The following is a 25,993-nucleotide window of genomic DNA, read 5'->3' as shown; positions in this document are numbered from 1 at the left end:
TCTGATCCGTAGTCAGACACTCTATCCAATTGAGCTATGGGCGCTTGTTTATTTTCAACAAAATAAATAATACCATCCCACACAACTATTGTCTAGTTAATTTATTAGATACTCTAAACTCTATCTCCTTTATGTATTGACCTATTTAAACATATTTTATAATTCAAGACCTATGCAGGTATAAATATTAAAAGTAATAGAAAAAAGAACCACCACTTGTCTTCCTTTTAAATTTGAAGCTATCTTGATTTTTTAAATCAATTCTTTCTAAAAAATATATTTTGTGTCGACAATAATTATACAACTAAGTTCTAAGCTCCTATTAATATCAACTATTCCTATCTTTTTGTGATAATGTAAGTATCTTTTCTAATACGGCTAGTACCCCTTCATTGTCATTGTCTGGCGCCAGATAAGTTGCAGTTTTTTTAACTTTTCGGCTGCTATTCTCCATAGCGTAACTATATTTAACATGTCGTAACATCTCTAAATCGTTACCTCCGTCTCCAAATGCGACAATTTCAGAAGCATCTATTCCCCATTTTTCTTGAAGAATCTGCAGCCCGTTTGCTTTGTGAAGACCCGGTATAATCAAATCAATATCTCCATGACCACTTGATACTGCTTCTAACCTCCCAGAAAATTTTTCATTGAAGAATGCTAAAAAACGCTCTGTTTCATCAACTGGTACATTAGTCGCAACTTTAAAGAAAATATCATCAATTTCTTGGGTAATCTCTGGTAATACTTGTAGTCTATGGTAATAAGTTTTACCTAAATTTATTAATTCCTGTGGCTCTTTTTCACTTGTGTAGGCACTTTTACGTCCACAAACAATCATAAAAACTTCTGGCTGTTCTTTTATAAAATCTAACACCTCTTGAACCAAATCGTCTGACATCTTTCCACAGAACAGCTCTTCACCTTCGCTAATTACAAGCGCACCATTTTCTGCGACAAAAGATATTTCTTCAGCAATTTCTGGGAAAAACGATTTCAATTGATAGTATTGATTACCACTAGCTACTACAAATTTAATACTTTTCCGTTTCATTTCTTCATATATTTTCATAAATCGCTCACGGTTATATTCTTTGTTAGAAGATAAAAAAGTTCCATCCATATCAACTGCGACCAATTTAATCATTTTCAATCTCCTTCCAATAAGCTTTTTGTTTGTTTTTCCAATAAGTCTTATCTTCTTCTCCAATAGTTCTAATAACTTTACAGGGATTCCCTGCAGCTACTACGTTGTCAGGTATGTCTTTTGTCACGACTGCTCCCGACCCAATTACTGTATTATTGCCAATAGTCACTCCAGGATTCACCGTTACATTTCCACCTAACCAAACATTGTCACCTATTTTGATTTCTTTTCCATATTCTAATCCAGAATTTCGAACCGTTACATCTAGAGGATGGCCCGGGGTTAATAGGTTAACTTTAGGACCAAACATAACATTTTCACCTATAGTAATATTCGCAACGTCTAAGAAGCAACAATCAAAATTAGCATAAAAATTATTTCCAATTGTAATGTTTGATCCATAATCACATCTAAAAGGTGGCTCCATATAGATATTATTACCTGTTCCTTTGAATAACTCTTTTAATAAGTCACTGCGATACTCTATCTGCTCTTCGGTTGTTTGATTAAATAAACGTGTTAATCGACGACTTCTTTTTACATCGTGCCTTAATTCTATATCATTTGCTAAATATAGATCTTCTTGTAGCATTTTTTGTTTTTCGGTTCTCATCTTATCATCTCTTTCAATTTATAATTTTAATTTCATTAGTTCATCCATCTCACGAATGCCTATAGTAATTAAACCTAATAAATAATCTTCATTAAAATTTCTCGAAAGTTTAATCCTAGGTAATTCAAACACGGGAGATTGCTCTTCCAATTTAGCACATACTTCATTAATCAATTCTTGCCTTATTCTCTCATGTGTTGCATATACAACAATTTCATGGGGATCATACAAACTGATAAAACTTTTAATTATTTTTTCTAAATGACTTTTCAAATTTACTTTTGCAATATTATCAATCGACCAATCTTCTCCTAGAGGAAGCCATACTACCTCTCCTACCAAATTATTTTTACCTTTCAGTAATTTCTTTTGAATAGAGATACCTCCACCTGGTGGAAAACCGTTTGGATAGTAAATACCTGAAACAACTGCTTCATTATCGCACTTTTCTGCATAACCTAGAACAGCAGCATTGACATCATTTTCAATCTGAATACGGCAGTTAAATCTATCGGTCAATTCTTCTTTTAATTTACGATTCTTTAACATTGGAAAGTCAACTAATTTAATAACGCCATTCGTTTCAACACCTGGGATTCCTAAAACAATTGTTTCGATTTCTGGATAAATTTTATTCCAAATTTCTATCGTTTTTAGGAACTCTTCCCACTCTAAATTTTGAGATGACATTTCATCTTCTTTAATTACTTTTCCATATAAGTCGCATACATAGTAAAAGAAATGCATAATTCCTTTATCTTTTTCCACCATTTTTACTATTAATAGTAAGCTTTTCTTTTCATTAAATATATAAGAGACGGCATGACGCCCCCCAGTTATAACATCATGAGAAAATGCCGTTATCATTTTTTTATCTAACAAATCAGGAATTAGTTTGTTAATTGTCACAACACTCAAACCGCTTAATTCTGCTAACATCCTTTTAGGAATTGGCCCATTTTGTTTTATCAGCTGTAGTAAATAAGCTAAATTATTCTGTTTGACCATTTGTGGTTTACTAGGTTCCATAAACACCTTCCTTTTAAAACTAACTTTATTAACTTAGTTTATTATATATATAAAAGAAAAGATTAACAAGGAATAACACTATATCCTTGCTAATCTTTTTTATTCTAATTAATTCAATGTAACTGCGTTTCCATTAATGTAGCCAATCCATTTATCACCATCAAATAATGAATAATAAGTATGTCCGTTGAAATGCTCATAACGGCCTCGGGCTTGGTATGTTTTTCCGAATAGTTTTGTACTAGTTGTTACAACTTTCCAATCAAAATTAGAATAAACATCATATCCCTTAGTAGTCACTGTTGCATAGCGATTATCTCCAATATGTGGACCTTGCGCTTTTGTGATATCGCCCGCTTTTGAATCTACATATCCTTGCCAAACACCTTTATTATCATAGATAGTATAATACGTCTTACCATTTACATGTTCATAGCGGCCTCGGGCTTGGTAGAGATTACCATATAATGAATCTGTTGAATTTACTTTATTTTCTTTAAATGAACCCCACACATCAAAACCTTTATTTGTCACTTTGAAGTAACGACCATCTGAGATGTAAGGTCCTTGTGGGCTTGTAATTTTAATCGCCGCACTTGATTCTAAATAACCTTGCCAAATATTGTTACTATCAAATAATGAATAATAAGTTTTTCCATTAGCGTGTTCATAGCGACCTCGGGCTTGATAATATTTATCAACCATCAAATCTGTCGTTCCTTTTTTATTCCAGTTAAAATTAGAATAAAGATCTACACCTTTTTTAGTGATTTTAACGTAATCTCCATCTGGAATATAATTACCTTCCGCTTTAGCGTCAACTGTCGCTTCAGCATTAATATAACCTTGCCACTCACCATTTAAATCAAATAATGAATAATAAGTACTACCATTAGCATGTTCGTAGCGACCTCGGGCTTCTAAAGTTTTTCCCATCAATTCATCGCTCTTATTACGGAATTTCCAATCAAAATTTGACCACACATTATAACCAGTTTTATTCACTTTTACAAAACGACCATCAGCTATATATGATCCTTCTGGTTTACTAACCACACTAGCTGCTTTGGCATCAATGTAACCTTGCCATTTGTTTTGATTATCATACAACGAATAATAAGTATTACCATTAATATGTTCATAACGACCTTTGGCAGTAAATGTGTTGCCTTTTAATATGTCACTTTTATTTTTAACCGTCCAACTAAAATCAGAGTAAACATCATAGCCCATTTTATCAACAGTTACAAAACGGCCATCCGATATATATGATCCTTCTGGATTAGCGCTTGTTGTAGCAGATGCATTTAAATAACCTTGCCACTCACCCTTCACATTATAAAGTGAATAATAAGTTTCACCATTAAAATGTTCATAGCGACCACGCGCTTGTAAGGTTTGATCATATAGGTTATCACTTAAATTCTTTTTGTTCCAACCAAAATTCGACCAAACATTATAGCCTTTTTTGGCCACTTTAACATAACGACCATCTGAAATATAGTTACCTTCTTCTTTTCCATCTGATACAGCGTTAGCATTGATGTAACCATACCATTCACCTTTTACATCGTATAATGAATAATACGTATTACCATTAAAATGCTCATACCTACCTTGTGCTTTAAAGTTTTTTCCATATAATTGATCATTAGAATTTTTTTTGTTCCAACTAAAATTTGACCAACTATCGTAACCTCTTTTAGTTACTTTAACAATTCGACCATCTGAAATATAAGGACCTTGTGGAGAAGTTTTTGTTGTAGCATCGGCATTAATGTAACCTTGCCACTCATTTTTAGCATTGAATAATGAATAATACGTTGCACCATTAGCATGTTCGTATCTACCACGAGCTTCAAATGTTTGACCGTATAAATTGGTACTTGAATTTTTTTGATTCCAACTAAAGTTTGAATACATATTGTAACCTTTTTTAGTTACTTTAACGTGACTGCCATCTGCAATATAAGGACCTTGACCTACTTTTTTGTAAGTGTGAGTCACAGTTTGCGCTTCGTCTTTATAGTTAACATCTGTGACACCTGAGACAAATTGATACCCTGTAATATTTTCTTTAGCGATTGGTACTTTACTACCGACTTCACCTTCGTAGACAACTGATTTTTTTATTTCATTGTTCTTATCATCTACAAATTTAACAGTAACTTCACTTTTCTTAGCATTTTCTTTGTATTCTAAAACAATATTTTGAGATTCTTCACTGAATTCACCCGTTAAATTGCCTTGTTTAACTTTGCTAAATGTATAACCATCAATTGCTTTACTTTCAATTTTATAACTAGTTCCCACTGAGCCTTTTTTAGTTTCATCTACTAAAATACTGTTTCCTTTATCATCTACATAGCTAACAGTAACAGATCCTTCAGCGATTGGTGCTTCATTTTTAGCATACGTCAACGTTACCACTTGCGCTTGTGAGGTATATTTCCCTTTTAAGTTAGTGTCAACATTTTTATAAGTATAATCAGTAATCGGTTTTGGTGTGACTTCAAAATCAGTATCTAAATTGCCCTTTAACGTCTCTTCTTCTGCAATAGTTGTCCCTTGCTCATCAACGTATTTTACAGTAACCGGTTGAGACTCTTCTTTTGGTTGTTCTGCACTTATTGTCGTAGCTACAGATGATGATGTTTCTTCAGCAAATACTTGACCTACACCAGTTATCGAAGGTAACACTAAAGTGGACAACAAAAGAGTTGTCAAAATCTTTTTTTTCATACTCAACACTCCCGAATTTTATTTGTTACTTACTATTTTAGCACTTATCTATCCAAATAGTAATTTTTTATTAATAACAAAAAAAGATTTCTGCTAATTTTCTTAGCGAAATCTCTTTTTTTAATCCATATAGTAACTATTTGATGAGACTACTCTTGCTCCAAAAGGCATCAAAGCAAGCTGAGCTAGTTTAAAACTTTGTTTGCCAAACGGAATGCCGATAATCGTAATACATAAAAGAATACCACTAATTACATGGCCTAAAGCTAATACCCAACCACTTACTAATAACCAAATTATATTGACAAGAAAAGACATACTACTTGTTCCATAAACTACTTTTTTTCCAAATGGCCATAAACTTAAACCAGCAATTTTGAAACACTGTAAACCTACAGGAATTCCGATGATTGTAACACACCATAAACACCCAGCAATAAACCACGATATGGCTCCCATTAAGCCACCAAAAATTAGCCAAATTATATTTCCTAATACATTCATCTCTATCCCATCTTTCTATTTTATTTGTTTATTTTAACAAACTGATTTATAGATTGATAGGGCTGAAAGGCTGATTTTATAGTACATCTAGTTAAATTCAAAATAATTGATTTCGGATAACACTTGCTTTTTAAGCTCTGCATCCGCAAAAGAATACTTCATTCCATTATGATTTAGTAGTCTTAATTCATCTTGAGTCAAATCAAGATTTTCTAATAATAAGCGATATTCTTTCGTTAAGGTCGTATCTGATACCGTTCTATTATCTGTACTAATACAAAACGTCACATTATTTTCTAACCACTCTCTCAACGGGTAATCTTTAATCGTTCCAATTGCTCTTGTTTGAACGTTACTCGTCGGACAACCTTCAATACAGGCGTTTAACTGACTAAATTCTCTTTGAGCAGCTTCATCACCTTTTAAAGCAATCCCATGTCCAATCCGTTTTGCTCCTACTTCAACTGCTTGGAAAATATTATGAGCACAACCACACTCTCCAGCATGAAGGGTTAAAGGTATGCTTCCTAAATCCGTTACAACTTCTAGGACTTCTTGATATTCTTTAATAAAATAATCTTTCTCTTCTCCCGCTAAATCAAAGCCGACAACTTTATTATGGTTTAATTGGTGAGTTTCAGAAAAGACTGATGATACTCTATCAAGATCCCCAGATTTCATACCGATAACTAGTAAATTACCAAAAATAGGATATTTCGCTTCCGCTTTTGCTATGCCACTGGCAACAGATTGGATGGTTTCTTCTACTGATAAGCCTTTTTCCATAGACAAACTTGGCGCAAAGCGAATTTCTATATATCTAACACCATCTTCTGAGGCTTGCTCCATCACATCAAAAGCTGCCATTTCTAACGCTTCGCTTGTTTGTAGATACGGTAATACAAAATCAAAACAAGCAAGATATTCACTTAAATTTTGACAATTTGATGGCGCTTGCATTTTTTTTGAAATATTATCAATGTTTTCATCAATTGCTAACCCTTGTAATTTGGCAATTTTTTGTAAAGTCATTGGACGAATAGAGCCATCTAGATGACAATGTAATTCTACCTTAGGAAATGATTGGATGTCTGATTTTTTTAGCACGTTGGAACGCCTCCTGTAGTTAGTTTATATTGTTCATCATTATAACGGGTTTTAAAAGTCTTGTATACCTTTATTAGTCATTATATAATAAATTACAACTAACATTTTAAAAGGAGGATTTTTTTGAAATCAATTAGCCTAATCAAACATTCATTAAGAACTGTAAAATCCCCTGAATTGACACAATGTTATCTAGAAGAACAAAACAAAGATTATGAAGGCACTTACTTTTTGATTGGTCAGTCCACCTTTAGAAGTCGCCTAGCTAAAACAACGCCTAAGAAAAAAGGTTATTTTGTCGCTTTTTGGGAGAAAGATAGCATGAATACCAATCAATCTTTTTCTTACGAAGAAAGTCCTGATTACTTAATCATTTCGATTATTGATGAAAATAAAAAAGGACAATTTATTTTTCCAAAAGATATTTTGAATCAACAAAAAATTCTTCGAACCGAATCTCAAAAAGGTAAAATGGCTATTCGCGTCTATCCTTCTTGGGAAACTAATTTAAACTCAACAGCAAGTAAAACTCAAAAATGGCAAACGCCTTATTTTATTGATTTATCTCAAGCTACAGATACAAAAAAACTTAAAAAACTATATAAAAAAGGCTGAAGCTCATTCGAACTTCAGCCTTAAATTTTAGATTGTTTCCCCATTGGTTGCGATAATTTCTTTATACCAATCAAATGATTTTTTCTTATGACGGCTCATATCACCTTTACCTTCATCATCTAAATCAACGTAGATAAATCCGTAACGTTTAGACATTTCCCCTGTCGAGGCACTCACTAAATCAATACAGCCCCATGGTGTGTATGCCATTAAATCAACACCGTCTAAAACAACTGCTTTTTTCATTTCAGCCATGTGTTTTTCTAAATAATCAATACGATAATCATCGTTAATTACAAAGTTCTCGTCTGGTGTATCTACTGCACCTAAGCCGTTTTCAGAGATGTATAAAGGCACACCGTAGCGACCATATAAATCACTTAAGGCGACTCTTAATCCAATTGGATCAATTTCCCAACCCCACTCACTGGCTTCCAGGAATGGATTTTTCACCCCACCAAAGAAGTTACCTTGGCTTTTTTCGTCTTGATGTTCTGGACTCACTGAAAGAGTTGCTGACATGTAGTAACTAAATGATAAATAATCCACAGTATATTTTTTGATTGTTTCTAATTCTTCTTCCGTCATCTCAACATTAATGCCTTTTTCTGCAAAGTAAGCTAAAGCGTAAGATGGGTATTCACCGCGCACTTGTAAATCATTACAGAAATAGTTGAACATACGGTTTTTAGTTTGAGTTGCTTGAACATTAACTGGATCAGAATCATATGAATACATTGTTGCATAAATACTCATACAACCCATTTGAATTTCTGGATTCACTTCTTTAGCGATTTTAGTTGCTAGTGAACTTGCCACAAATTGATTATGTAAAGCTTGGTAGTTTTCTTGTTCAGTCGCATCACGCATCGCTGTTGAAAAGAATGAGCCCATTAAACCTGTGTTAATTTCATTAAATGTCATCCAATAAGTTACTTTTTTACCGAAACGCTCTAAAATAGTACGGGCATACTTTTCAAATAAACCAATTAATTCTTTATTTTTCCAACCGCCATACTCTTTTACTAAGTGTAAAGGTGTTTCATAATGAGAAATAGTAATCGTTGGTTCAATCCCATGTTTTAGTAATTCATCAATCACGTTTTCATAGTAAGCTAAACCAGCTTCGTTTGGTTCTGCTTCATTGCCTTTAGGGAAAATACGCGCCCACGAAATCGACATACGGAATGTTTTGAATCCCATTTCTGCAAATAGAGCGATATCTTCTTTGTAACGGTGATAAAAATCAATCCCTTTATGGTTTGGATACGTGTATTTACTTTCATCAATTTCAAGAGGCATTCCTGAGAACATTAATGGCATTCTTTGTTTCCCACCTGGTGAAATATCTGCAATTGTTAACCCTTTACCGCCTTCATTATAAGCACCTTCCAATTGGTTAGCAGCAGTCGCTCCGCCCCATAGAAAATCTTTTCTAAATCCTTTGTTTATCATAAAAAATTACTTCCCTTCTCGTTTTAAATTAGCATGACACCCTCACTTCTTTACTCACTTGTCACTATCAAGTAAAATGAATGATAAAAGGAGTGAATCATGTTGTTTGATATTGAAAAATTAAGACAAGCCACGGAAACTGATCTTCAAATTGCTCGCTACATTACTGAGCATGAAGAATCCGTTGCTTTTATGCGTGTCCGTGAATTAGCTGAGAAAACACATGTCTCTCCAGCAACGGTCATACGCTTTACCCAAAAAATGGGTTATGCTAGTTTCCCTGAGTTACGATTAGCTTTAAAACAAAATCTCAAAATTCGAAGTGAGTCTGTTTACGCTAAAGAAAGTAACCCTTACTTAGCTACTACACAATTACCTGATGACTTCAATCAAAAAATCATTGAACTAGCTAACAGATTAGAAAAAGCAAGTTTCATCCACTGTTTAGGGACAGGCTCTTCAGGAACAATGGCTGATTACGCCCAACAGCGTTTCGCCTCTCTTGGCTTTAGAAGTATTTCTTCTATTTCAAGTTTTATCCCTTACCTTGCTACCAAGATGAATCAAACAAATGATGAATCATCTGAGGTTTGTTTACTTTTTTCTGTTTCTGGTGAAACACCTGATTTAGTTCACATCGTTAAAGCTTTGGCTGATACCTCGATTTATTCAGTCAGTATCACCAATAAAGAAGCCAATACTTTAGCTACTTCTGCTGATTTTTCACTATCTTATGATAGTCCATCCAATCGTCAGTCCTACAGTGTGGACATGTCCTCTCAGTTGCCTGTTGTTTATATTATTGAAACCTTAGCTAAAGAACTTTATCTAAAAAAACATAGTACAGAAGAAGCGGATTAGACAATCACCTCTTCTGTTTTTATTATAGATTGTTTTTTATGAAATGAATATGGTCTCAAGAGAAGTCGGTTCAGGTTACTTCGATGAAACGTGGTGTTTCAAATATATAAAATGTTTCATATGAAACATTTTGATTGTTTTAGTTTTTTATTTTGTTTTAAAAATTAACTAGAATCCTAATTATAGTTTTTAGTCATTTATGATATGATTAATTATCAAAGGTTTGACGAAAAATTGGAGGATATTTAAAATGAATAATGAGCTATTACGAGCTAAGCAAAATGCAAAAGAGAAAGGCGCACCTTACCGAGCCTATACTTACTACCTATCTGTTCCTATTGTTACGGTCTTTTTATACGCTATGTTGCTTTTGAATATTTCCGTGAATAGTTTAGGCTATTTAACTTTGATTTTTGCCATTCTCGCTCACGTTCATGGCAGAAAACTAACCTTATTATCTAAAAAGAAATATTTAGCTCCTTGTTTAATTTATCTTGGTGAGATTTACACTTTAATCATCATGTTTGCTGCTTTTGATGGGATTCTTCTTAACTATGACCTGTTACTTCTTGTTGCTTATGCGATTCAATTGGCTGCGATTATCTTTTTTATTTTAACAGCTAGAGATATCAAAAGTGTCTACCCAAATATGAAAGATGAAGCAAACGAAGCTCAAAAAAGATATTTAGAAATGAAACGTTTGGCTAAAAATAAATAAAAAATCTCAGGCTTCTGAGATTTTTTTATTTGTCTGAAACTCCTATTAAAACTTTGAAGTTCTTTCGCTTTTTATTACTAATTTTAATTCCTTCTTTAGTCGATAAAATTAATACTTTTTTTAAGAGCCAAAGTCTTAAATAAACTTCTGTTATAGCTATCTTAGAAAAACCTTTTTTTCTAATTTCAGAATTAGCCGTTTCAATTTCTGTACTCACACCTAGCCCCCACTTATGCTGATCAAAATCCAGACCGATTTCTACAAATGTTTTTTTCGACACAGATCTCTCACTTCCTAACTTAAATTCTGTCTACATTTGACTAATAATTTGCTATGATAAGACTAATAAAACACAAGGAGAAAATAATGAAAAAAATGATTCTGTGGTTATTCTGGTTAAGCTTACCTATTTTCATCATTGGTTTCTTTCTTAAATTTAATAAATTTTTAGGAGGTTCACATGGAACTATTAGCCTATCATCCCGATTTTATATCTCAAGAACAATTAGAAAATTTTTCATTACCTTTAAACCAACTTAAATTTTCAGATCTACCTTTAAATGCCATTAAAAAATCAAAAGTTGATCATGATCGATATCCTATTTTTTTAATTCACGATCAGCAATTACTCGTTGCTTTTATTCTTCATATTAACGAAGGTCCTAAAATCTATACAAACAAACCAAACACCATTTTATTAAGAAGTTTTTCGACTAATCATCACTATCAAGGAAAAGGATATGCAAAAACAGCTTTGCTGCTATTACCAGCATATATTAAGGAACATTTTCCAACAATAACGGAAATTATTTTAGGTGTTAATGCTAAAAATTTGCCTGCTATTTCTCTGTATCAAAAAACAGGATTTGTAGATAACGAAAAACCTTTATTAACTGAATACGGTGAACTCAAGATTATGATACAAACAATTCAATAGAAATACTCATGGTGTTTTTTAGTTGTTATTTGATTACTTTTCTTATTTCAGGTGCCATCTTTTTTGAATACTTCTTTAAACTTCCTTAATCTAGATTTCATAAAAAGAAATAAAGTTGGTCACAATTAGTTCACTTTTTATCGTTATTATATATGTATACCAACAAAACAACCCTAACAAATAAACTTTTTCATTTTATTTACTCCTCCAAAGTAAATAAACAACTCCTTTTTACCTCTAGCTAGTGGCTAGAGGTTTTTTTACGCTTTAAAAGAAGATTTATATCTATATAACGAAAACCAAACAGATTTTTAGTCTGTTTGGTTTTTTTATGTATTAAAGAATAAGTTGTCTGATTTGAATTACCGCTATGATGATTGATAGTAATACAATAAAAGTAATGATTCCCAATAACCAAGGTTTCACATGTAATTTTGTTTGATTTTTTTCTGGTAATTGGCGATAAGCTAAAAAACTCAACGCACTACCAATGATATTAAACATTAATAATTGCTGAAAAATTGAAAATGTTAGAAAATAACGTTTGGCTTGATTTGAATTTTCCACTTGTCGATCTAACAGAATAAACGACATTCCTTGAATCACTAATAAAAAGCTAACTAACATTCCCATTGCAAGTAATGGATTATCTGTTTTTAAAGTTTGTTCCATTGTATTGTTGTTTTTTAGATTCATGATAAAAAAGTACACTCCAAACAAAATTGGGACAAGCAACCAATACCCCACTAGAATTTTTTCATAATTTACTTTTCTTTTAAACAGTATCATCCAATCCCTCCAAATAATAGCCATAGGTCATATATGACCTGATAACATAATCAAAAACCATATGCATCGTTAAAAATGACACCATCTCAATACCATCTCTCACGCCTAATTCTGTCATATAATAAACTAGTCGATGATTAGCATGTTGAGATAAAAAATTATTTCCCGATCGAGTGACAGAAATAATCGGGATTCTTTTGATATTAAATTCTAAAATAGTATCTTTTAGCACTCTCGTTTCACCACTCAACGAAGAGATAAAAATACAGTCTTGGTTTGTAATCATTGGAAGTGTCATCTCTAATTCTGTCTGATTAGGAATTACAATAACTCTCTTACCACAACCAATTAATTGCTTTGAAAATTCTTCCACGGATTTACGTTGTGAAAAACCAGTCCCGTAACAATATATAATATGACTAGAATCTACGGTTTCCAAAACGCCTGTCATATCGTAATGATTTAATTCATTTAACGTTTTTGACAAATCTGCAGATTGACTTTTAATCAAATCCACATCTTCTTTCATAAATTTCTTGTTTGCTTTACTACGTTTTAATGAAAATTTAAATTCTGAATAACCAGAAAAACCTAATTTTTTCATTAATCTGATGATTGTTGATTTTGAAATATAGGTTTTTCTGCTTAATTCATCTATTGTTAATTGATCAATTTTATCTTGATTTTCTAATACAAAAGATAAAAATTCCTTATCTAATTCACTGAGTAACTTAAAATTTTTATTAATCAATTCCATCAATTCCATCTAGTCATCTTCCCTTTTCCCATAATATCTTTATTATACCGTTCAATAAGTATTTACAAAAGAATATAGAGTGGAACAATAGATATAAATTAATGCAATTCAGGCCAGAAATCTTTATTAACTTCTAATAAATCATCTAACAGTTCTTTAGCAACTCTTGCATTTGGAACTGTTCGAGATAAAATTAGGGCTTGCCATAATTTTTGATACGAATTTTCTGCCCAAGCTTCTACGACTAATTTTTCAACGGCTACTTGTTGCTCCATCATACCTTTTTGGAACCGAGGAATACTACCTTGTACAATTGGTTCAGGTCCATTAACACCTACAATACACGGAACTTCTACCATCGCCGTTTCATCAAAATTTACGACGGCTCCTTTATTTTCAACAATCAGCAACATTCTCTCATGAGTGTTATACGCAATCGCACGAGCTAAATCTACAATATAACTAGCATGCTCATCAATTTCTAAAGTCATCCCCTTTGATGTACCTCTCGCCACTATTTTGTCACATTCACCAAAGACATGTTTTTCACGACCATCCATCACTTGGTTAGCACGTGTGTAATTGGGATCTTCATGTTCCATAGCGTCTTGAGGGTATAAATAATACTTTAAATAAGTATTTGGCAATGTTTCTGGATCAACAGCATATAGATCTTTCGCTTTAGCAAAAGTATCCATCCAACTCACATCCACATGTTGTGATGCTTCAACTTCTTCCAATAATGAGTAGCCATGTTGACTGACATGTTTTTTGATTTGCGGCATTAAATCATTTCCTTTTAAATCACGAATATCTGTCCACCAACCAAAATGGTTTAATCCATAGTAACGAACTACCATCTCTTTACGAGATTTTAAACCAATTGATTGTGCCATCCGTTCTTCGATCCCAACAGGCATGTCACAAATATTAATAATTTTAGAATAGGGTCTTAATTTTCTTGTTGCTTCTGCCACAATTGCGGCTGGATTTGAATAGTTTAGCATCCAAGCATCTGGAGAATAGCGCTCCATGTAGTCAATTAATTCTAGTACGCCACCTATTGAACGCATGCCGTAAGCAATTCCTCCAGGACCACACGTTTCTTGACCGACTACGCCATGTTTCATTGGAATTTTTTCATCTTTTTCTCTCATGGCATATAAACCAACACGGATATGAGCCATGACAAAATCAACATCAGTAAAAGCTTCTTTTGGGTTAGTTGTTGAGACAAAGTTAATATCTGGCGCTTTTTCATTAATAATAATGCGACAAGCATCTGCAATATGATCTTGTCTCTCTGCTAAGTTATCATAAAACTTAATTTGTCTAATTGGTAATTGGTCCAAATTGTCCAGTAACATTAAAACGATTCCTGGAGTAAACGTACTCCCACCACCGGCAATAACGATTGAAAATTTTTTCATTTTTAAAGACTCCATTCTATTTTTTTATAGTATTTTTTCAAATTGTTCTCTAACTTGAGGGACATCAAGCCCGACGATTACTTGGAACGCATTTCCTTTACGGACTACACCATGTGCGCCACCTGATTTAAAAGCAGCATCCTCATGTACTTTTGTTTCATCTTTTACTGTAATTCTCAACCGAGTGGCACAGTTGGCGACTTTTTCAATATTTTCTGAACCACCAAAAGCTTCTAAGAAAATAATGGCACGATCCATATAAATAGATTCTCCAGTTTCTTTAGTTGATGCATCGTCTTTTTGAGCTTGTTTTTCTTTAAACTCTTTTTTACTGTATAATTTCACATCTGCTCCAGCTAATTCACGACCTGGTGTTGGAATGTTAAATTTTAAAATAATAAATCTAAAAATTAAGAAGTAAATAACTGTAAAGGATAAACCAATCAGCAGTTGAGTGAATATCATTCCTTTATGATTCGCAAATAAAGGAATCCAGTTTTTCGCTAGTAAATCGATAAAACCACCACCCATATCTCCTACTACACCAAAAGCATACATTGTTGCTGACATTGTCGCTGCTAACACAGCGTGAAGAGCAAACAATGGCGGAGAAATAAATAAAAATGTAAATTCAAGTGGTTCTGTAATTCCTGCTAATACAGCCGTTAAGGTTGTTGGAATTAAAATCGCTAGCACTTTCGTTCTATTTTCTGGTTTAGCAGTAAAATAAAAGGCTGCAGAAATACCAGGTGCTGCAAAAATTTTCGAATTACCATGAAGAGCAAAAGCTCCTTCTGGAAATAGTTTCTTCATCGGCTCTGTACTTTGCGAAAATTCGTTTAAGTGAGCCATCCAATATTTTGAAATCCCCTCTTCCACGACAGCTGGGCCAAACACAAAAGGTGTATAGATAAAGTGATGCAATCCCGTTGGAATCAAAATCCGCTCTAAGAAGGTGTATAACCAAACCCCAAACACACCAGAACTTGCTAAAAAGCCTTGCATCGAACCAATTCCCATTTGAATCTTAGGCCAAATAAGGGCTGTAATAAAAGCTACTGGTAACATGACGAAAAAACCAATAATAACAACAAAAGATGAGCCTTGAAAAATCCCAAGAAAATCAGGTAATTTTGTATCAAAGTAACGATCATGGATATAAACAACAATAGCAGAAATAATAATCGCACCGATGATTCCTGTATCTAATGTTTTGATTCCCCCTAATAGTTTTAGGCCGCTTTCACCACCAACTTCCTGAGCAAAATCAACACCAAAAAATGAGCCAAAGTGTTTCAACATACCACTGACAAAATAATTAAATGTGGTATACACAACGAATGCCTCCATAGCTGCTCTTGCATTGGCTTTTTTAGCTAGTCCAATTGCTAAGCCTATAACAAATAGTAACTCCATTTGATTAAATACCGTCCATGCACCATCTTCGATAATCGACCAAACACTGAACCAAGTTGTCCCCTCTGTTGCAATACTCCCCACTAACATCGGGTTTTTAAAAATAATACATAAAGCAACCATAATACCTGAAAAAGAAAATAATAAAACAGGGGTAAACATTGCACCACCAAATCGCTGTACTTTTTCCATCATAAAAATTTTCCGCTCCTTCCTTTATCCTATGAGCTTATTATTAATTTAAACCACGCTTTAAGCAAGCGGTTACATAACAACAGTAACTTTTACCGCACAAAAAAACCAAAGTATCATTAACAGACACTTTGGTTTCATCATCTCATTATTTTTCTTCTTCAATCACAAAATTTAAGCCTTCTAAATCAAAAAATTGGGTCAGGATATTATTCACTACTGCAAATATCTCTGCTGGCTCTTGATAATTATTTGCTACTTTATGTTGGCTAAAACCTTTTTTTATGATTAATTTATCATATTCTGGAATCACTGAAACTTCATTTGTTCCATTTTTATAAACATCATAATCTTCTGCCATATCATACTCTTGATATTGTTTATAACCATTTGCTAAAGCAACTGTCATGACTAGAGATGTCACATCCAAATTTTCTAATGGACGATTTAAGTCATTTAAAACCAATACGTAAACATCACTTTTAACTGTCGGACACGCATTACATCCACCATTGATAAGGTCTGTTGTTTTAATAATTTTAACTTCCTTCATTTTCTCTTTCACCTTCTTCTGTTTTATCACGTTCATTTTATCACAATTTAACTTGGTTTTACCAAAATATAAATTTAACTACTGTGCTAAAATAGGAATTAACCTTAAAATTAGGAGGAATCATCGTGATTGAAACTTTTTTGGAAAAATTTTGCCAAAGTAAGCAGCTAAAAAATATCGCCATGCCAGAAGCTTGGATGTTTGGTGATGGGATTGATACTAAGATGGCAGATGAGTTAGTTAACCTTGTTTTAGAAGGTAAAAAAAGAGGAACTTGTTCTGTTTTTGATTTTTACCGAATCAGTGGGGAGCCACTACCACAAATAGGGCAATATGATATTGTTTTAAATGGTAAAAGTGAACCACTTGCTGTGATTCAAATTAAAAAGATTGAACTAGCTAAAATGGATGATGTCACTGAGGAATTTGCTTTAAGTGAAGGTGAAGGCGATTTGACTTATCAATATTGGTACGATGAACATAAAAAATTCTTTATGGATGAAGCTGAGAGTTTAGGTACCACCTTTGATACTCAAATGGAATTGATTTGTGAGAATTTTGAAGTGGTGTATCGGGTATAATAAAAGAGAGATGGGTCAAAAATCATTTTGCTCTGAGTAACTGAAGGCAAAAACGAATAATCGGTCTTTTTTATTAATCATTTTTGGTTCAGTATGCCTGTGGAGTAGACTTTTTATCCCCTGACTATTAAAAATTATTCGTATAAATAAAAATGAGACTGACTTTTGAGTCAGCCTCTTTCTATCTCTATGTCTAAAACGCCATCGGGTCTTCTGGCATTTCCACTTTTCTAGATAACATCATAATCCCTGCAATCACGCCTAAAATTCCAGATATCGTCCATAAAAAGGTAAGTAAAAAGAAGGGAATAATAGCTAAAATTAAAATTATCACACCATACACGACCGTATTTTTATTTTTCTTAAGTTGAGTTGAGATAATAATTAATGCAATTGAAATAATTAAAGCAATCGCTGCGATTACCGCAATACCCCCACCCATAATCCCTAATATCTCTAATTCATCAGTTGTAGCCTCTAGTTCTGGTAAAGTCGAAAAATCAACTGCCGTAAACAGGACTCCTATTAACAAAGTAAAGCCACTAACAATCACACCGACAATTCCGCTAATCAAGGTTAAAACACTTTCTGTTTTTCTAACATTCATTTCCTTCATCTCCTTTTTATTTTATTTCACTGCCTGATGCTTTAATCATGTTAATGATGATCACGCTAGTTCCTGAAAAATAATCACCTATATGTTGTTTTTTAGGAGTAAAAATTGATACTAGATAGCCTAATCCAAAAATAAACGTTTGGAGTATAAAACGACAGACACATTCTCTAATCAATACTGTTTGCCAACTTAATGTTTCTTCTTCCAAACTGACAACCTTAATTCCAAAAATCATCTTTCCTAAAGTTTGCCCATCATTCAGTTTAGTTAATAAAGTAAAATAAGTTAAATAGATAACCAAAGATACTATACCGTAAATCGTAATCAATGAATGGGTCTTTTCTAAACCTTGGATTTTATAAACTAGTCCAATCGTACCTGCTGTAACGATACTTATACAAATTAAATCCACCACAAAAGCAAACAAGCGTACCCAAAATCCTGCATAAAAGTAATTAGGAAAGTCACTGATTTTTTGAGGTATTTCTTCTTTAATAACATCATTAAACTCTGCTAATTCCTCCATTTTAATAACCTCCATAGTAATACATTGGTTTTGGCGCTTCTGAATTTCCTAGTTTTTCAATGGTCGAAACAATTTGATCTGAATTAGTCGCTTTTATTCCTTGCCATTCAGCCATTTTTATTCCTAGCCATGATGAAGCAAAATTATTCACATCATTTTTATAACTGACAATTTGAGCGTCTTCTAATTTTTTATCTTTTTTCAGAGCATTTAAAGCATCTTCTGGATAGCCTAATTCATCAATTAATCCTATTTTTAGGGCTTGATTACCATCATAAATTCGACCATCAGCTATTTTTTTTACTTCAGGTACACTCATCCCACGACCTTCCGCCACTATATTAACAAAACGATCGTAAGTTGCCATAACAAAATCTTGTAGCACCTTTTCATCTTCTTCGGTAGGTTTTCTATTAGGAGACATCATATCCTTTAAAGCACCACTTTTATATGTAGCATCAGAAACACCTAATTTTTCTAACAATCCTGAAATATTTAATCCTGAAATAATAACACCAATTGAACCAGTGGTAGTCTCTTCTGTGGCAAATATTTTATCAGAATTTGCTGAAATATAGTACCCACCACTTGCTGCCATATTTTTAAAGGATGTGTAAATCGGAACTTTTTTTTCTTTAATTTTATTTAATTCCTTAGCGATCTCAGCACTTTCATATACACCTCCACCTGGAGAGTTAACTTCTAATAAGACGCCCTTTACCGATCTATCTTCTTGAATTTTTTTTATTTGTGTTAAAAAATTTTGATGATTATATGTTTCTTTGCTAAACAAATTACTTTCACCTGTATCAGAAATTGCTCCTTCTACCGTAAGTTTAACTATTTTTTTCCCTGAATTTCCTTCTTCTAATATGTCCTCAGTTAATTGATTAGAACCATAAAAAACTTTATTCAATCCTTTTAAAGTATTGGGCACTTCTTCTTCTGGTGCTTTTCCTGGAATAGATGCCACTATCAATGATAAAACTAGTAAACTAGATGCAATGCCAACTGCTACCCATCTTCTTTTATTCATATTATTAACGCCTCCTAAATTTTTATGCCTAATTCAAAATATAAATTAATGACAATAATCCTTTTTATAACAATTATTACTAATATACGAGAACATAAAATGATTTTAATGTTCATTTAATGATACCATATTCATTTAAAAATTTAATCTTCTAATTTAAAAAATTCATATAAACAAACATCATTTGGTTCTAAAAGTGATTTAAATTCTAAACCATGTTCAAATTTTTTATCAAAAACATCCATTTTAGGATGAGTGATATAAGATAAATATTGATGGGCTTCTTCATCCAATATTTGTTGACTAGAAAAACGATCATAAGCATAAACAGTTGCCCCATGATTCTTACTTAGTGTAAATTTCTTTACTTGATACAACCCATTGGGCACGTTACTACTATTAATTTCTAACTCTAACGTTTTATTTTTTAAATAGTTTTCATTTAAACTTAAATTGGGCGAAAAATACTGAGCATTCCAGGTTAATAATTGATAATGTCCATTCAACGTCGTCAAAATAAAATGACTACCCATTGCTATCACATTACCTCGTAAACGTTTATAAAGATTTAATGAAAAATATACTGGTCTACGGCAATTATAATAATGAAATAATTCTAATCCATCATATCTGACAGATTCTGCACTGTGATGCTTTCCTTCAAATAAGAATGTATTTAACCAAAAGCCATAACTATCTACTAGAGGTTCCAACTTTGCTAACTCGTGCACAATTAGCGCTGCTCTAAAAAAATAACTGTTCTTATAGCGTGTATTTCCTGTCAATGTATTCCATTCTGATAGTACAAAAGGTAAATCTACTCCCCAACTTTTTAACCGATTTTTAGCAGATTGAACATCTTTAGTAACAAACGAATCAAATTGGCTTAAATCAAGTTCCTCAACCACAAAATTAGGTTCTGATTCGTAGGAAACGAATTCGACAACCTCTAGTACCTCCTTTCTAAATACAGTTTCTTCTTCTTTAGTCTTGAAACTATAGTCAGGATACCCAATAGGAAGCTCTACTCCAACACTGATTTGAGGGTTAATACGTTTGATTTTTTCTCTAAGTTCTTTAAAGGCTTTCGTCCCTTTTTTTATTTCTTGTTTTTCAAATCGAATGGCAATTCGCCAACCTGGTAAAAATTCATTTCGTGTCATGTATTCAATGTATTTAAAAAACTCTTGATGGTCCTGTTTGTAAAAAGAAGAAACTTGCCCATAATCTGTAAGGGATAACTGATAATATACCCCAAAATTATTTTGTCTTAGAAAATCAATCACTATATCAAACCGGCTAAAAGGTGAAAAAAGAGACATTTTTGTTTGCTGAAAGACTGTATATGAACTTGGTGGCTCTGTAAATAGGCTTCTAATTCCTATATAATGACAGCCCATTTCTTTTTTTATCATCATCAATTGTTTTTTTATTTCATCTAAAAATAAATCTTCTAGACTATTCACATGAACAATTACCTCTGAATGTCCTTGCTCTCTAACATGATCAGATTCAATATGAAGCGTTGCTTTCTGCCCATTCGATTCTGTAAAATTCTTTTTTTCTGGCTTAACTCCAACATATTTTAGTAATATTTCTAAATCCTCTTCAATTAATTTATCTCTTTCTTGTTGTAAAATATTTTTTTCTGAATTTTTAGTCTCCTTACTAAAAAAAGTATTTTTATATTCAGTTGGGGAGGCTTCAAATAATCGTTTAAATTGAACTCTATACGTTTTGCTGTTTGTAAACCCATAATTATGAGCTATTTTATCAATTGAGTCTGCTGTATATAATAAATCATTCAAACTCATTTGGATTCTTAATTCATTGATATAAGTATTAAATTTAATGCCTGTTTGTTCTTGAAAAACCCTAGAGAGTGTCGATGATGACATAAAACAATCATTTGCAACATCCTCTAATTTAATGGGTTCTTTATAATGCATATGAATATATTCAAATACATCCGTTAATTTATCACTGTATCGAAACTGTTGACTATTAAATATATTAATTTGAAAATTGTCAATTAAAATTAATAATATCTCTTGTAAATGAATAGCTACCTTTAAATATTTTGTTTTATCTGCACTAAAATATTGGATAATCAGTTGTGATAACAACTGCTTTAATTGATTAAGATTGATTTCATTTTCTTGTCCCTTTAATAAAGAATGGCACTTAAAACGACTAGACAGATAAGCCTCATACCGTTTTAATAAAAATACATTAGCAATAGATAGTTTAAACACTTGAACTTCTGGTGCTAGGAGTGTCACAATTTCTACTGTATCATTCATATTGATGAAAATAAAATCTCCTGGTTCAAAAGTTAAGTATTGATTATTAAAGTGAATAACCATACTACCTTTTACTAAAAAAAAGCAAGTTAAATTATTAAATGTTTTCTTTTCTTTCTTGGTTATCTTTTCATAAGAGACATAATAATCCTGATTTTTCATTGTGATTTCTCCTTTTTAGTTTAATTATACATCAGTAAATGTTCTTCTGGCGAACTATTTCACCAAACTCATACACGCAATAAGAAATACGTTCTTAAAAAAGGTGAAAAAGCGCTTATTTTTTAATTCAATGTGATTAGAATGTAGGTATCAACTCTTATTTAATTTTTTTAAATAATCAAGTTTTTAAAAAATCATTTTAATTATTTTAGACATACGATTTAATCCCCGTTTTTTCGTTCCCAACTAAATAAACTTAAAATGATTATTTCCCAAATAATAGTTAAAATTAAACTTAAAAAGACTAGGCCTTGAAAAAGGATTCTAGTCTTTTTATCTCTTTATTCGTTTAACCATTTCTTAGCTCTTTCAACTTCTAAAAAAGTTAATTGATGATTTTTTGTCCACTCTTCAATAATTTCTGCACCTCGATCTTTCAATAACTCCATGACACGGTAACTTTCAAATACCGTCACGATTGGATCTTGCTCCCCCATTGTCGCAAAAATATGGGTCTGACTTAAATCCGTTTTATCATCTACTACAACAGGATACATTGGATGAAACAAGACTGCTTTTTGGTAACTTTCTGGATAATCTAGTAATAATCTGACACCGATATTGGCTCCATTAGAATACCCTACTAGTACCACATCTGCTAAATCTAATTGATTTTCTTTCACTAATGTTAATATAAATTCATGAAGTTCTATCGCTCTTGCTTCCAAATCTTCTTCATCAAAAATCCCTTCTTCTAAACGATTAAAAAATCTTGGATAACCATTTTCTAGAGTTTTCCCTCTAATACCGATCAAAGTTGCTTGATCATTTAAAGCTTTTCCTACATCCATTAACGAATTCTCATTACCACCTGTTCCATGTAACAAAATCAAAACAGGTTCTTCTTCTATTCCTTTTTTGATTGTATATTCCATCTTATACATCTCCTTTAATCCGGTCGTTTAATACTCATTTTTTTCCCCAAAGCAGCATAATCATTTCCTGCAAGACGGCTCATTGGTTTGAGTAAATCAGCATCGATTCGACCTTTTTTATATAGCCCTTCTTGAATATGATAATTTTCAACTTTTAATAAAAGTAAGTCGGCAGTTACCTGTTCTTGATCCATAATCGGAACATGCTGATACAAACCTACTTCCATTTTAATTTTTAATTCATTGATTAATGGAACTGATACTAGATCAGAAGATCCAAGAGTAAAATCAGTTCTAAAAAGTTCACTTTCTGATGACTTGAGATTCGCAGCCGTTTGATTGGTCGATTCAATGTTTTCTTCATCAGCAATATGGATAACCGCTTGTTTGTTACCCAAAATATTTTTCGTCGTATCTTTCATTTCACCAGATTTTCTCTGAATGGATAGTGAAATAATAGGCGGATTAGCCGTTACAATATTGAAGTAACTAAAGGGCGCAATGTTAACGACACCTTCTTTTGATAAACTACTAACAACAGCAATCGGTCTTGGAATTATTGATCCGATTAAAAACTTATAATTATCCCGTTCACTCATTTCATCAGGTTTAATTGAAATCACTTACTGCCACCTCATCTCGCAACGGTAATAAATTTTCCACCAAAGTATCCCGCATATGTTCGTACTGAGGAGGTAACATTAAATTTTGTCCTAACGTTTCTAAAGATTCGTTAATTGTAAATCCTGGTCCATCAGTAGCAATTTCAAAGACAACATTTCCCTTTTCAACAAAATAAATGGCTTGGAAGTATTGACGATTTTTAATTTCAGTGACACTATATTTTTCTTCAAATAAATAATCTTGCCACTCTCTATGAGTCTCATCATTAGGAACTGACCAAGCAACGTGATGAACAGTTCCCACACCAAACCGTCCTCGTGGTAGTTTCTCTTTTGGCACAATAATATGATGCTTTTCTGCTCCTGCTGTTTCTAAATGAAAATTTATTGCATCTTCTGAGAGTAGCGTTAAGCCTAAATCATCTCTTAATGTTTTCATGGTATCTTTAGGTTGGCTTGATAGTAGCACCGTTCCATGAAAACCAATAATTCGATTTCCTTCTGTTTCTTCCTCACTTTCAACTAACGCAATCGCCAATCCGTGAAAATCTTCTAATTCCATTGTAGTTTGACCAAATAATTGACTAATTTCAAAATTCACATCAAAGGAAGTCAATCGTTCATTCCAATAGCCAACACTGCCTTTAGGAATTCGAAAAGCAATTTGCCCGACTTGTCCACTACCTACACGTCCACGACTTGTTGTTGGCCAAGGGAAAAAAGTAATTAATGTGCCTGGCTCTGCTAAATCATTACCATAATATAAATGATACGTTTCCGGCTCATCAAAATTGACTGTTTGTTTCACTAATCTCATTTTTAAAATTGTTTCATAAAATCTGACATTTTCTTTTGGATCTCCCACAATTGCTGAAATGTGGTGGATTCTTTTAATTGATTCCATATTGCATTCTCCTTATCTTTTCGTATTAAAAGGTTTGATAGCACCTTCAATATAGTCACGTTTATTTTCTAAAAAAGGTGGTAGAGCTAAACTCTCCCCCAACGTTTCATAAGGCTCATCTTCCATAAATCCAGGTTCATCTGTGGCTAATTCAATTAAAATATGACCAATTCTGACATAAAGTGATTCAAAATAAAATCGATTAACATAACCTGAGTTTGGTAATCCTAATTCTTCAAATAATTTTTGCCAAACATTTAATGACTCCCTGTCTTTGATTCTAAAAGCAATATGATGAACTTCTCCATAACCTTGTAACGCATCTTTAGATTCTTGATCATCGACTAAAATAACTCGGGCACCATTACCACCTTCGCCAACTTCCATTAAATAGCGATTATCTTCTCTGGCAATTTCCTTAAATGAAAACACGTTCTCCATTAATGGTTTAAATTGATCCATGTAACTTACCGTAATTTCAGCTGTTCCTAAACCGTAAATAGCAAATTCAGCTGGAACAGGTCCCTCTTTCCAATGAATTCCTGGTTTCATGCCTTCATTATTTTCATCTGAAACTAACTGGTAGCTTTGCTCATCTTCATCCCAAAATGATAAAACTTTCACACCAAAATCTTCAGTGATTTCTCCATGTGTCACATTAAATTCTTCAAAACGTTGTTTATAATAAGTTAATGCTGCATCTGAAGGTACTCTAAATCCTGATTTAGTAATCGCATTCGTTCCTTTAATTCCTTTTGAATTATTTGGAAAATCAAAGAACGTCATGGTTGTACCAGGTGTTCCATAATCATCTGCGTAATAAGTATGATAGGTTTGAATATCATCTTGGTTAACTGTCTTTTTAACTAAACGCATTCCTAATATCTTGGTAAAAAAATCATAATTCTTTTTAGCATCACTTGTCATAGCTGTTACGTGGTGAATTCCTAATGGTTGGTCTTGTGGTCTCATGTTAATTTCCTCTTTTCTGTTATTGTTTATCTAATTGTCTGTTTAATTTAGTTAATAATTTAAGTAATTGTTCTAATTCCTGCTCATCTAATCCTGAAAAACTATTTTTTATCGTTTCAGCATGCGTTGGGAATATCTCAGTCATTAACACCCGACCTTTATCAGATAACATCACATATGTAATTCGTTTGTCTTCACTACTGATTAGTCGCTCGACATAATTCTTTTTTTCTAGCTGATCAATCACATACGTGGTACTACTACTTGCGATCAGAATTTTTTCTTTAATATTTTGTGTCGTTTGTTTTCCTTTATGAAAAAGCAACTCCATGACTGAAAACTCCGTCAAATTTAGTTGATAACAAGCCACATCTTTTTTTACAATTTTTTCTAATTTACTACTACCTCGCATTAACCCAATAAACGTTCCTAACGCTTGATCTGTTCGATTCATGGAAACCACTCCTTTT

General features: G+C 32.6%; 27 protein-coding genes. 5 read left to right on the top strand and 22 right to left on the bottom strand.

What is annotated here, in order from left to right; translation table 11 throughout:
* Nucleotides 1-328: 328 nt before the first annotated feature.
* The 6 genes from FM121_RS14325 to add form a co-directional block, all read right to left on the bottom strand.
* Nucleotides 329-1,147 carry a Cof-type HAD-IIB family hydrolase gene (locus FM121_RS14325; RefSeq protein WP_086952877.1) on the bottom strand — a complete coding sequence of 273 codons (819 nt, stop codon included), beginning with the start codon at nt 1,145-1,147 and terminating at the stop codon, nt 329-331.
* The gene (locus FM121_RS14320) at nt 1,140-1,760 is read right to left on the bottom strand and encodes a sugar O-acetyltransferase (RefSeq protein ID WP_086952876.1); all 621 of its coding nucleotides are present in this window, start codon (nt 1,758-1,760) and stop codon (nt 1,140-1,142) included. The genes FM121_RS14325 and FM121_RS14320 overlap by 8 nt, the downstream gene beginning before the upstream one ends.
* 18 nt (nt 1,761-1,778) lie before the next feature.
* Complete coding sequence (locus FM121_RS14315) at nt 1,779-2,789, bottom strand: ROK family protein (protein WP_086952875.1); 1,011 nt, start codon at nt 2,787-2,789, stop codon at nt 1,779-1,781.
* A gap of 108 nt (nt 2,790-2,897) precedes the next feature.
* Nucleotides 2,898-5,531, bottom strand: coding sequence for a MucBP domain-containing protein (locus tag FM121_RS14310; protein ID WP_086952874.1), 2,634 nt, complete (start codon nt 5,529-5,531; stop codon nt 2,898-2,900).
* Between the two features lie 120 nt (nt 5,532-5,651).
* Nucleotides 5,652-6,035, bottom strand: coding sequence for a YccF domain-containing protein (locus FM121_RS14305; protein WP_086952873.1), 384 nt, complete (start codon nt 6,033-6,035; stop codon nt 5,652-5,654).
* 87 nt (nt 6,036-6,122) lie between these two features.
* Nucleotides 6,123-7,142 (bottom strand): adenosine deaminase, encoded by a 1,020-nt coding sequence (gene add / locus FM121_RS14300; protein WP_086952872.1) that lies wholly within the window; start codon nt 7,140-7,142, stop codon nt 6,123-6,125.
* A 123-nt stretch (nt 7,143-7,265) separates the two neighbouring features.
* Between add and FM121_RS14295 the strand changes: the two genes are divergently transcribed.
* The gene (locus FM121_RS14295) at nt 7,266-7,757 is read left to right on the top strand and encodes a MepB family protein (RefSeq protein ID WP_086952871.1); all 492 of its coding nucleotides are present in this window, start codon (nt 7,266-7,268) and stop codon (nt 7,755-7,757) included.
* Nucleotides 7,758-7,784: 27 nt separating this feature from the next.
* On the opposite strand, the gene FM121_RS14290 is transcribed toward FM121_RS14295, so the two are convergent.
* On the bottom strand, nt 7,785-9,212 hold the full coding sequence (locus FM121_RS14290) for a glycoside hydrolase family 1 protein (RefSeq protein WP_086952870.1): 1,428 nt from the start codon (nt 9,210-9,212) through the stop codon (nt 7,785-7,787).
* Between the two features lie 99 nt (nt 9,213-9,311).
* Between FM121_RS14290 and FM121_RS14285 the strand changes: the two genes are divergently transcribed.
* Both FM121_RS14285 and FM121_RS14280 read left to right on the top strand, forming a co-directional pair.
* On the top strand, nt 9,312-10,073 hold the full coding sequence (locus tag FM121_RS14285; protein WP_086952869.1) for a MurR/RpiR family transcriptional regulator: 762 nt from the start codon (nt 9,312-9,314) through the stop codon (nt 10,071-10,073).
* Between the two features lie 250 nt (nt 10,074-10,323).
* Nucleotides 10,324-10,791 (top strand): hypothetical protein, encoded by a 468-nt coding sequence (locus FM121_RS14280; protein WP_086952868.1) that lies wholly within the window; start codon nt 10,324-10,326, stop codon nt 10,789-10,791.
* A 25-nt stretch (nt 10,792-10,816) separates the two neighbouring features.
* On the opposite strand, the gene FM121_RS14275 is transcribed toward FM121_RS14280, so the two are convergent.
* Entirely contained in the window at nt 10,817-11,071 is a 255-nt protein-coding gene (locus FM121_RS14275; RefSeq protein ID WP_086952867.1) for a DUF3977 family protein, read from the bottom strand.
* Between the two features lie 180 nt (nt 11,072-11,251).
* Here FM121_RS14275 and FM121_RS14270 point away from each other — a divergent pair, with 180 nt between their 5' ends.
* Nucleotides 11,252-11,728: a GNAT family N-acetyltransferase gene (locus FM121_RS14270; protein ID WP_086952866.1), complete on the top strand. Its 477-nt coding sequence runs from the start codon at nt 11,252-11,254 to the stop codon at nt 11,726-11,728.
* A 336-nt stretch (nt 11,729-12,064) separates the two neighbouring features.
* Here the strand turns inward: FM121_RS14270 and FM121_RS14265 are convergent, their stop codons facing one another.
* The 5 genes from FM121_RS14265 to FM121_RS14245 form a co-directional block, all read right to left on the bottom strand.
* Nucleotides 12,065-12,424 (bottom strand): hypothetical protein, encoded by a 360-nt coding sequence (locus FM121_RS14265; RefSeq protein WP_143597103.1) that lies wholly within the window; start codon nt 12,422-12,424, stop codon nt 12,065-12,067.
* A 79-nt stretch (nt 12,425-12,503) separates the two neighbouring features.
* Nucleotides 12,504-13,283 (bottom strand): MurR/RpiR family transcriptional regulator, encoded by a 780-nt coding sequence (locus FM121_RS14260; RefSeq protein ID WP_086952864.1) that lies wholly within the window; start codon nt 13,281-13,283, stop codon nt 12,504-12,506.
* Nucleotides 13,284-13,372: 89 nt separating this feature from the next.
* Nucleotides 13,373-14,704 carry a 6-phospho-alpha-glucosidase gene (locus FM121_RS14255; protein ID WP_086952863.1) on the bottom strand — a complete coding sequence of 444 codons (1,332 nt, stop codon included), beginning with the start codon at nt 14,702-14,704 and terminating at the stop codon, nt 13,373-13,375.
* Between the two features lie 24 nt (nt 14,705-14,728).
* A complete protein-coding gene (locus FM121_RS14250) occupies nt 14,729-16,315 on the bottom strand; it encodes an alpha-glucoside-specific PTS transporter subunit IIBC (RefSeq protein WP_086952862.1) in 1,587 nt (528 codons plus the stop codon).
* Between the two features lie 145 nt (nt 16,316-16,460).
* Complete coding sequence (locus FM121_RS14245) at nt 16,461-16,865, bottom strand: DUF4809 family protein (protein WP_179203900.1); 405 nt, start codon at nt 16,863-16,865, stop codon at nt 16,461-16,463.
* A gap of 125 nt (nt 16,866-16,990) precedes the next feature.
* Here FM121_RS14245 and FM121_RS14240 point away from each other — a divergent pair, with 125 nt between their 5' ends.
* Nucleotides 16,991-17,446, top strand: coding sequence for an ASCH domain-containing protein (locus FM121_RS14240; RefSeq protein ID WP_256958485.1), 456 nt, complete (start codon nt 16,991-16,993; stop codon nt 17,444-17,446).
* A 193-nt stretch (nt 17,447-17,639) separates the two neighbouring features.
* Here FM121_RS14240 and FM121_RS14235 read toward each other — a convergent pair whose 3' ends face one another.
* The 9 genes from FM121_RS14235 to FM121_RS14195 all read right to left on the bottom strand — a co-directional run bounded on the left by FM121_RS14235 (nt 17,640) and on the right by FM121_RS14195 (nt 25,977).
* The gene (locus FM121_RS14235; RefSeq protein ID WP_179203899.1) at nt 17,640-18,053 is read right to left on the bottom strand and encodes a DUF4064 domain-containing protein; all 414 of its coding nucleotides are present in this window, start codon (nt 18,051-18,053) and stop codon (nt 17,640-17,642) included.
* Between the two features lie 16 nt (nt 18,054-18,069).
* Complete coding sequence (locus FM121_RS14230; RefSeq protein ID WP_086952859.1) at nt 18,070-18,588, bottom strand: RDD family protein; 519 nt, start codon at nt 18,586-18,588, stop codon at nt 18,070-18,072.
* Nucleotide 18,589: 1 nt separating this feature from the next.
* The gene (gene sppA, locus FM121_RS14225) at nt 18,590-19,624 is read right to left on the bottom strand and encodes a signal peptide peptidase SppA (RefSeq protein ID WP_086952858.1); all 1,035 of its coding nucleotides are present in this window, start codon (nt 19,622-19,624) and stop codon (nt 18,590-18,592) included.
* Nucleotides 19,625-19,767: 143 nt separating this feature from the next.
* Nucleotides 19,768-22,089 carry a helix-turn-helix domain-containing protein gene (locus FM121_RS14220; RefSeq protein WP_086952857.1) on the bottom strand — a complete coding sequence of 774 codons (2,322 nt, stop codon included), beginning with the start codon at nt 22,087-22,089 and terminating at the stop codon, nt 19,768-19,770.
* Between the two features lie 341 nt (nt 22,090-22,430).
* The gene (locus FM121_RS14215; protein ID WP_086952856.1) at nt 22,431-23,024 is read right to left on the bottom strand and encodes an alpha/beta hydrolase; all 594 of its coding nucleotides are present in this window, start codon (nt 23,022-23,024) and stop codon (nt 22,431-22,433) included.
* A gap of 14 nt (nt 23,025-23,038) precedes the next feature.
* Nucleotides 23,039-23,647 (bottom strand): flavin reductase family protein, encoded by a 609-nt coding sequence (locus FM121_RS14210; protein ID WP_373385090.1) that lies wholly within the window; start codon nt 23,645-23,647, stop codon nt 23,039-23,041.
* The gene (locus FM121_RS14205) at nt 23,634-24,551 is read right to left on the bottom strand and encodes a VOC family protein (protein WP_086952855.1); all 918 of its coding nucleotides are present in this window, start codon (nt 24,549-24,551) and stop codon (nt 23,634-23,636) included. The genes FM121_RS14210 and FM121_RS14205 overlap by 14 nt, the downstream gene beginning before the upstream one ends.
* A gap of 12 nt (nt 24,552-24,563) precedes the next feature.
* A complete protein-coding gene (locus FM121_RS14200; RefSeq protein ID WP_086952854.1) occupies nt 24,564-25,523 on the bottom strand; it encodes a ring-cleaving dioxygenase in 960 nt (319 codons plus the stop codon).
* 19 nt (nt 25,524-25,542) lie between these two features.
* On the bottom strand, nt 25,543-25,977 hold the full coding sequence (locus FM121_RS14195) for a MarR family winged helix-turn-helix transcriptional regulator (RefSeq protein ID WP_086952853.1): 435 nt from the start codon (nt 25,975-25,977) through the stop codon (nt 25,543-25,545).
* Nucleotides 25,978-25,993: the final 16 nt, after the last annotated feature.

It is taken from the genome of Vagococcus fluvialis bH819 (genome assembly GCF_900163795.1).
Lineage (GTDB): Bacteria > Bacillota > Bacilli > Lactobacillales > Vagococcaceae > Vagococcus > Vagococcus fluvialis_A.
Note: the sequence above shows the minus strand (reverse complement) of the source record. Positions and strands in the feature narration are given on the sequence as shown.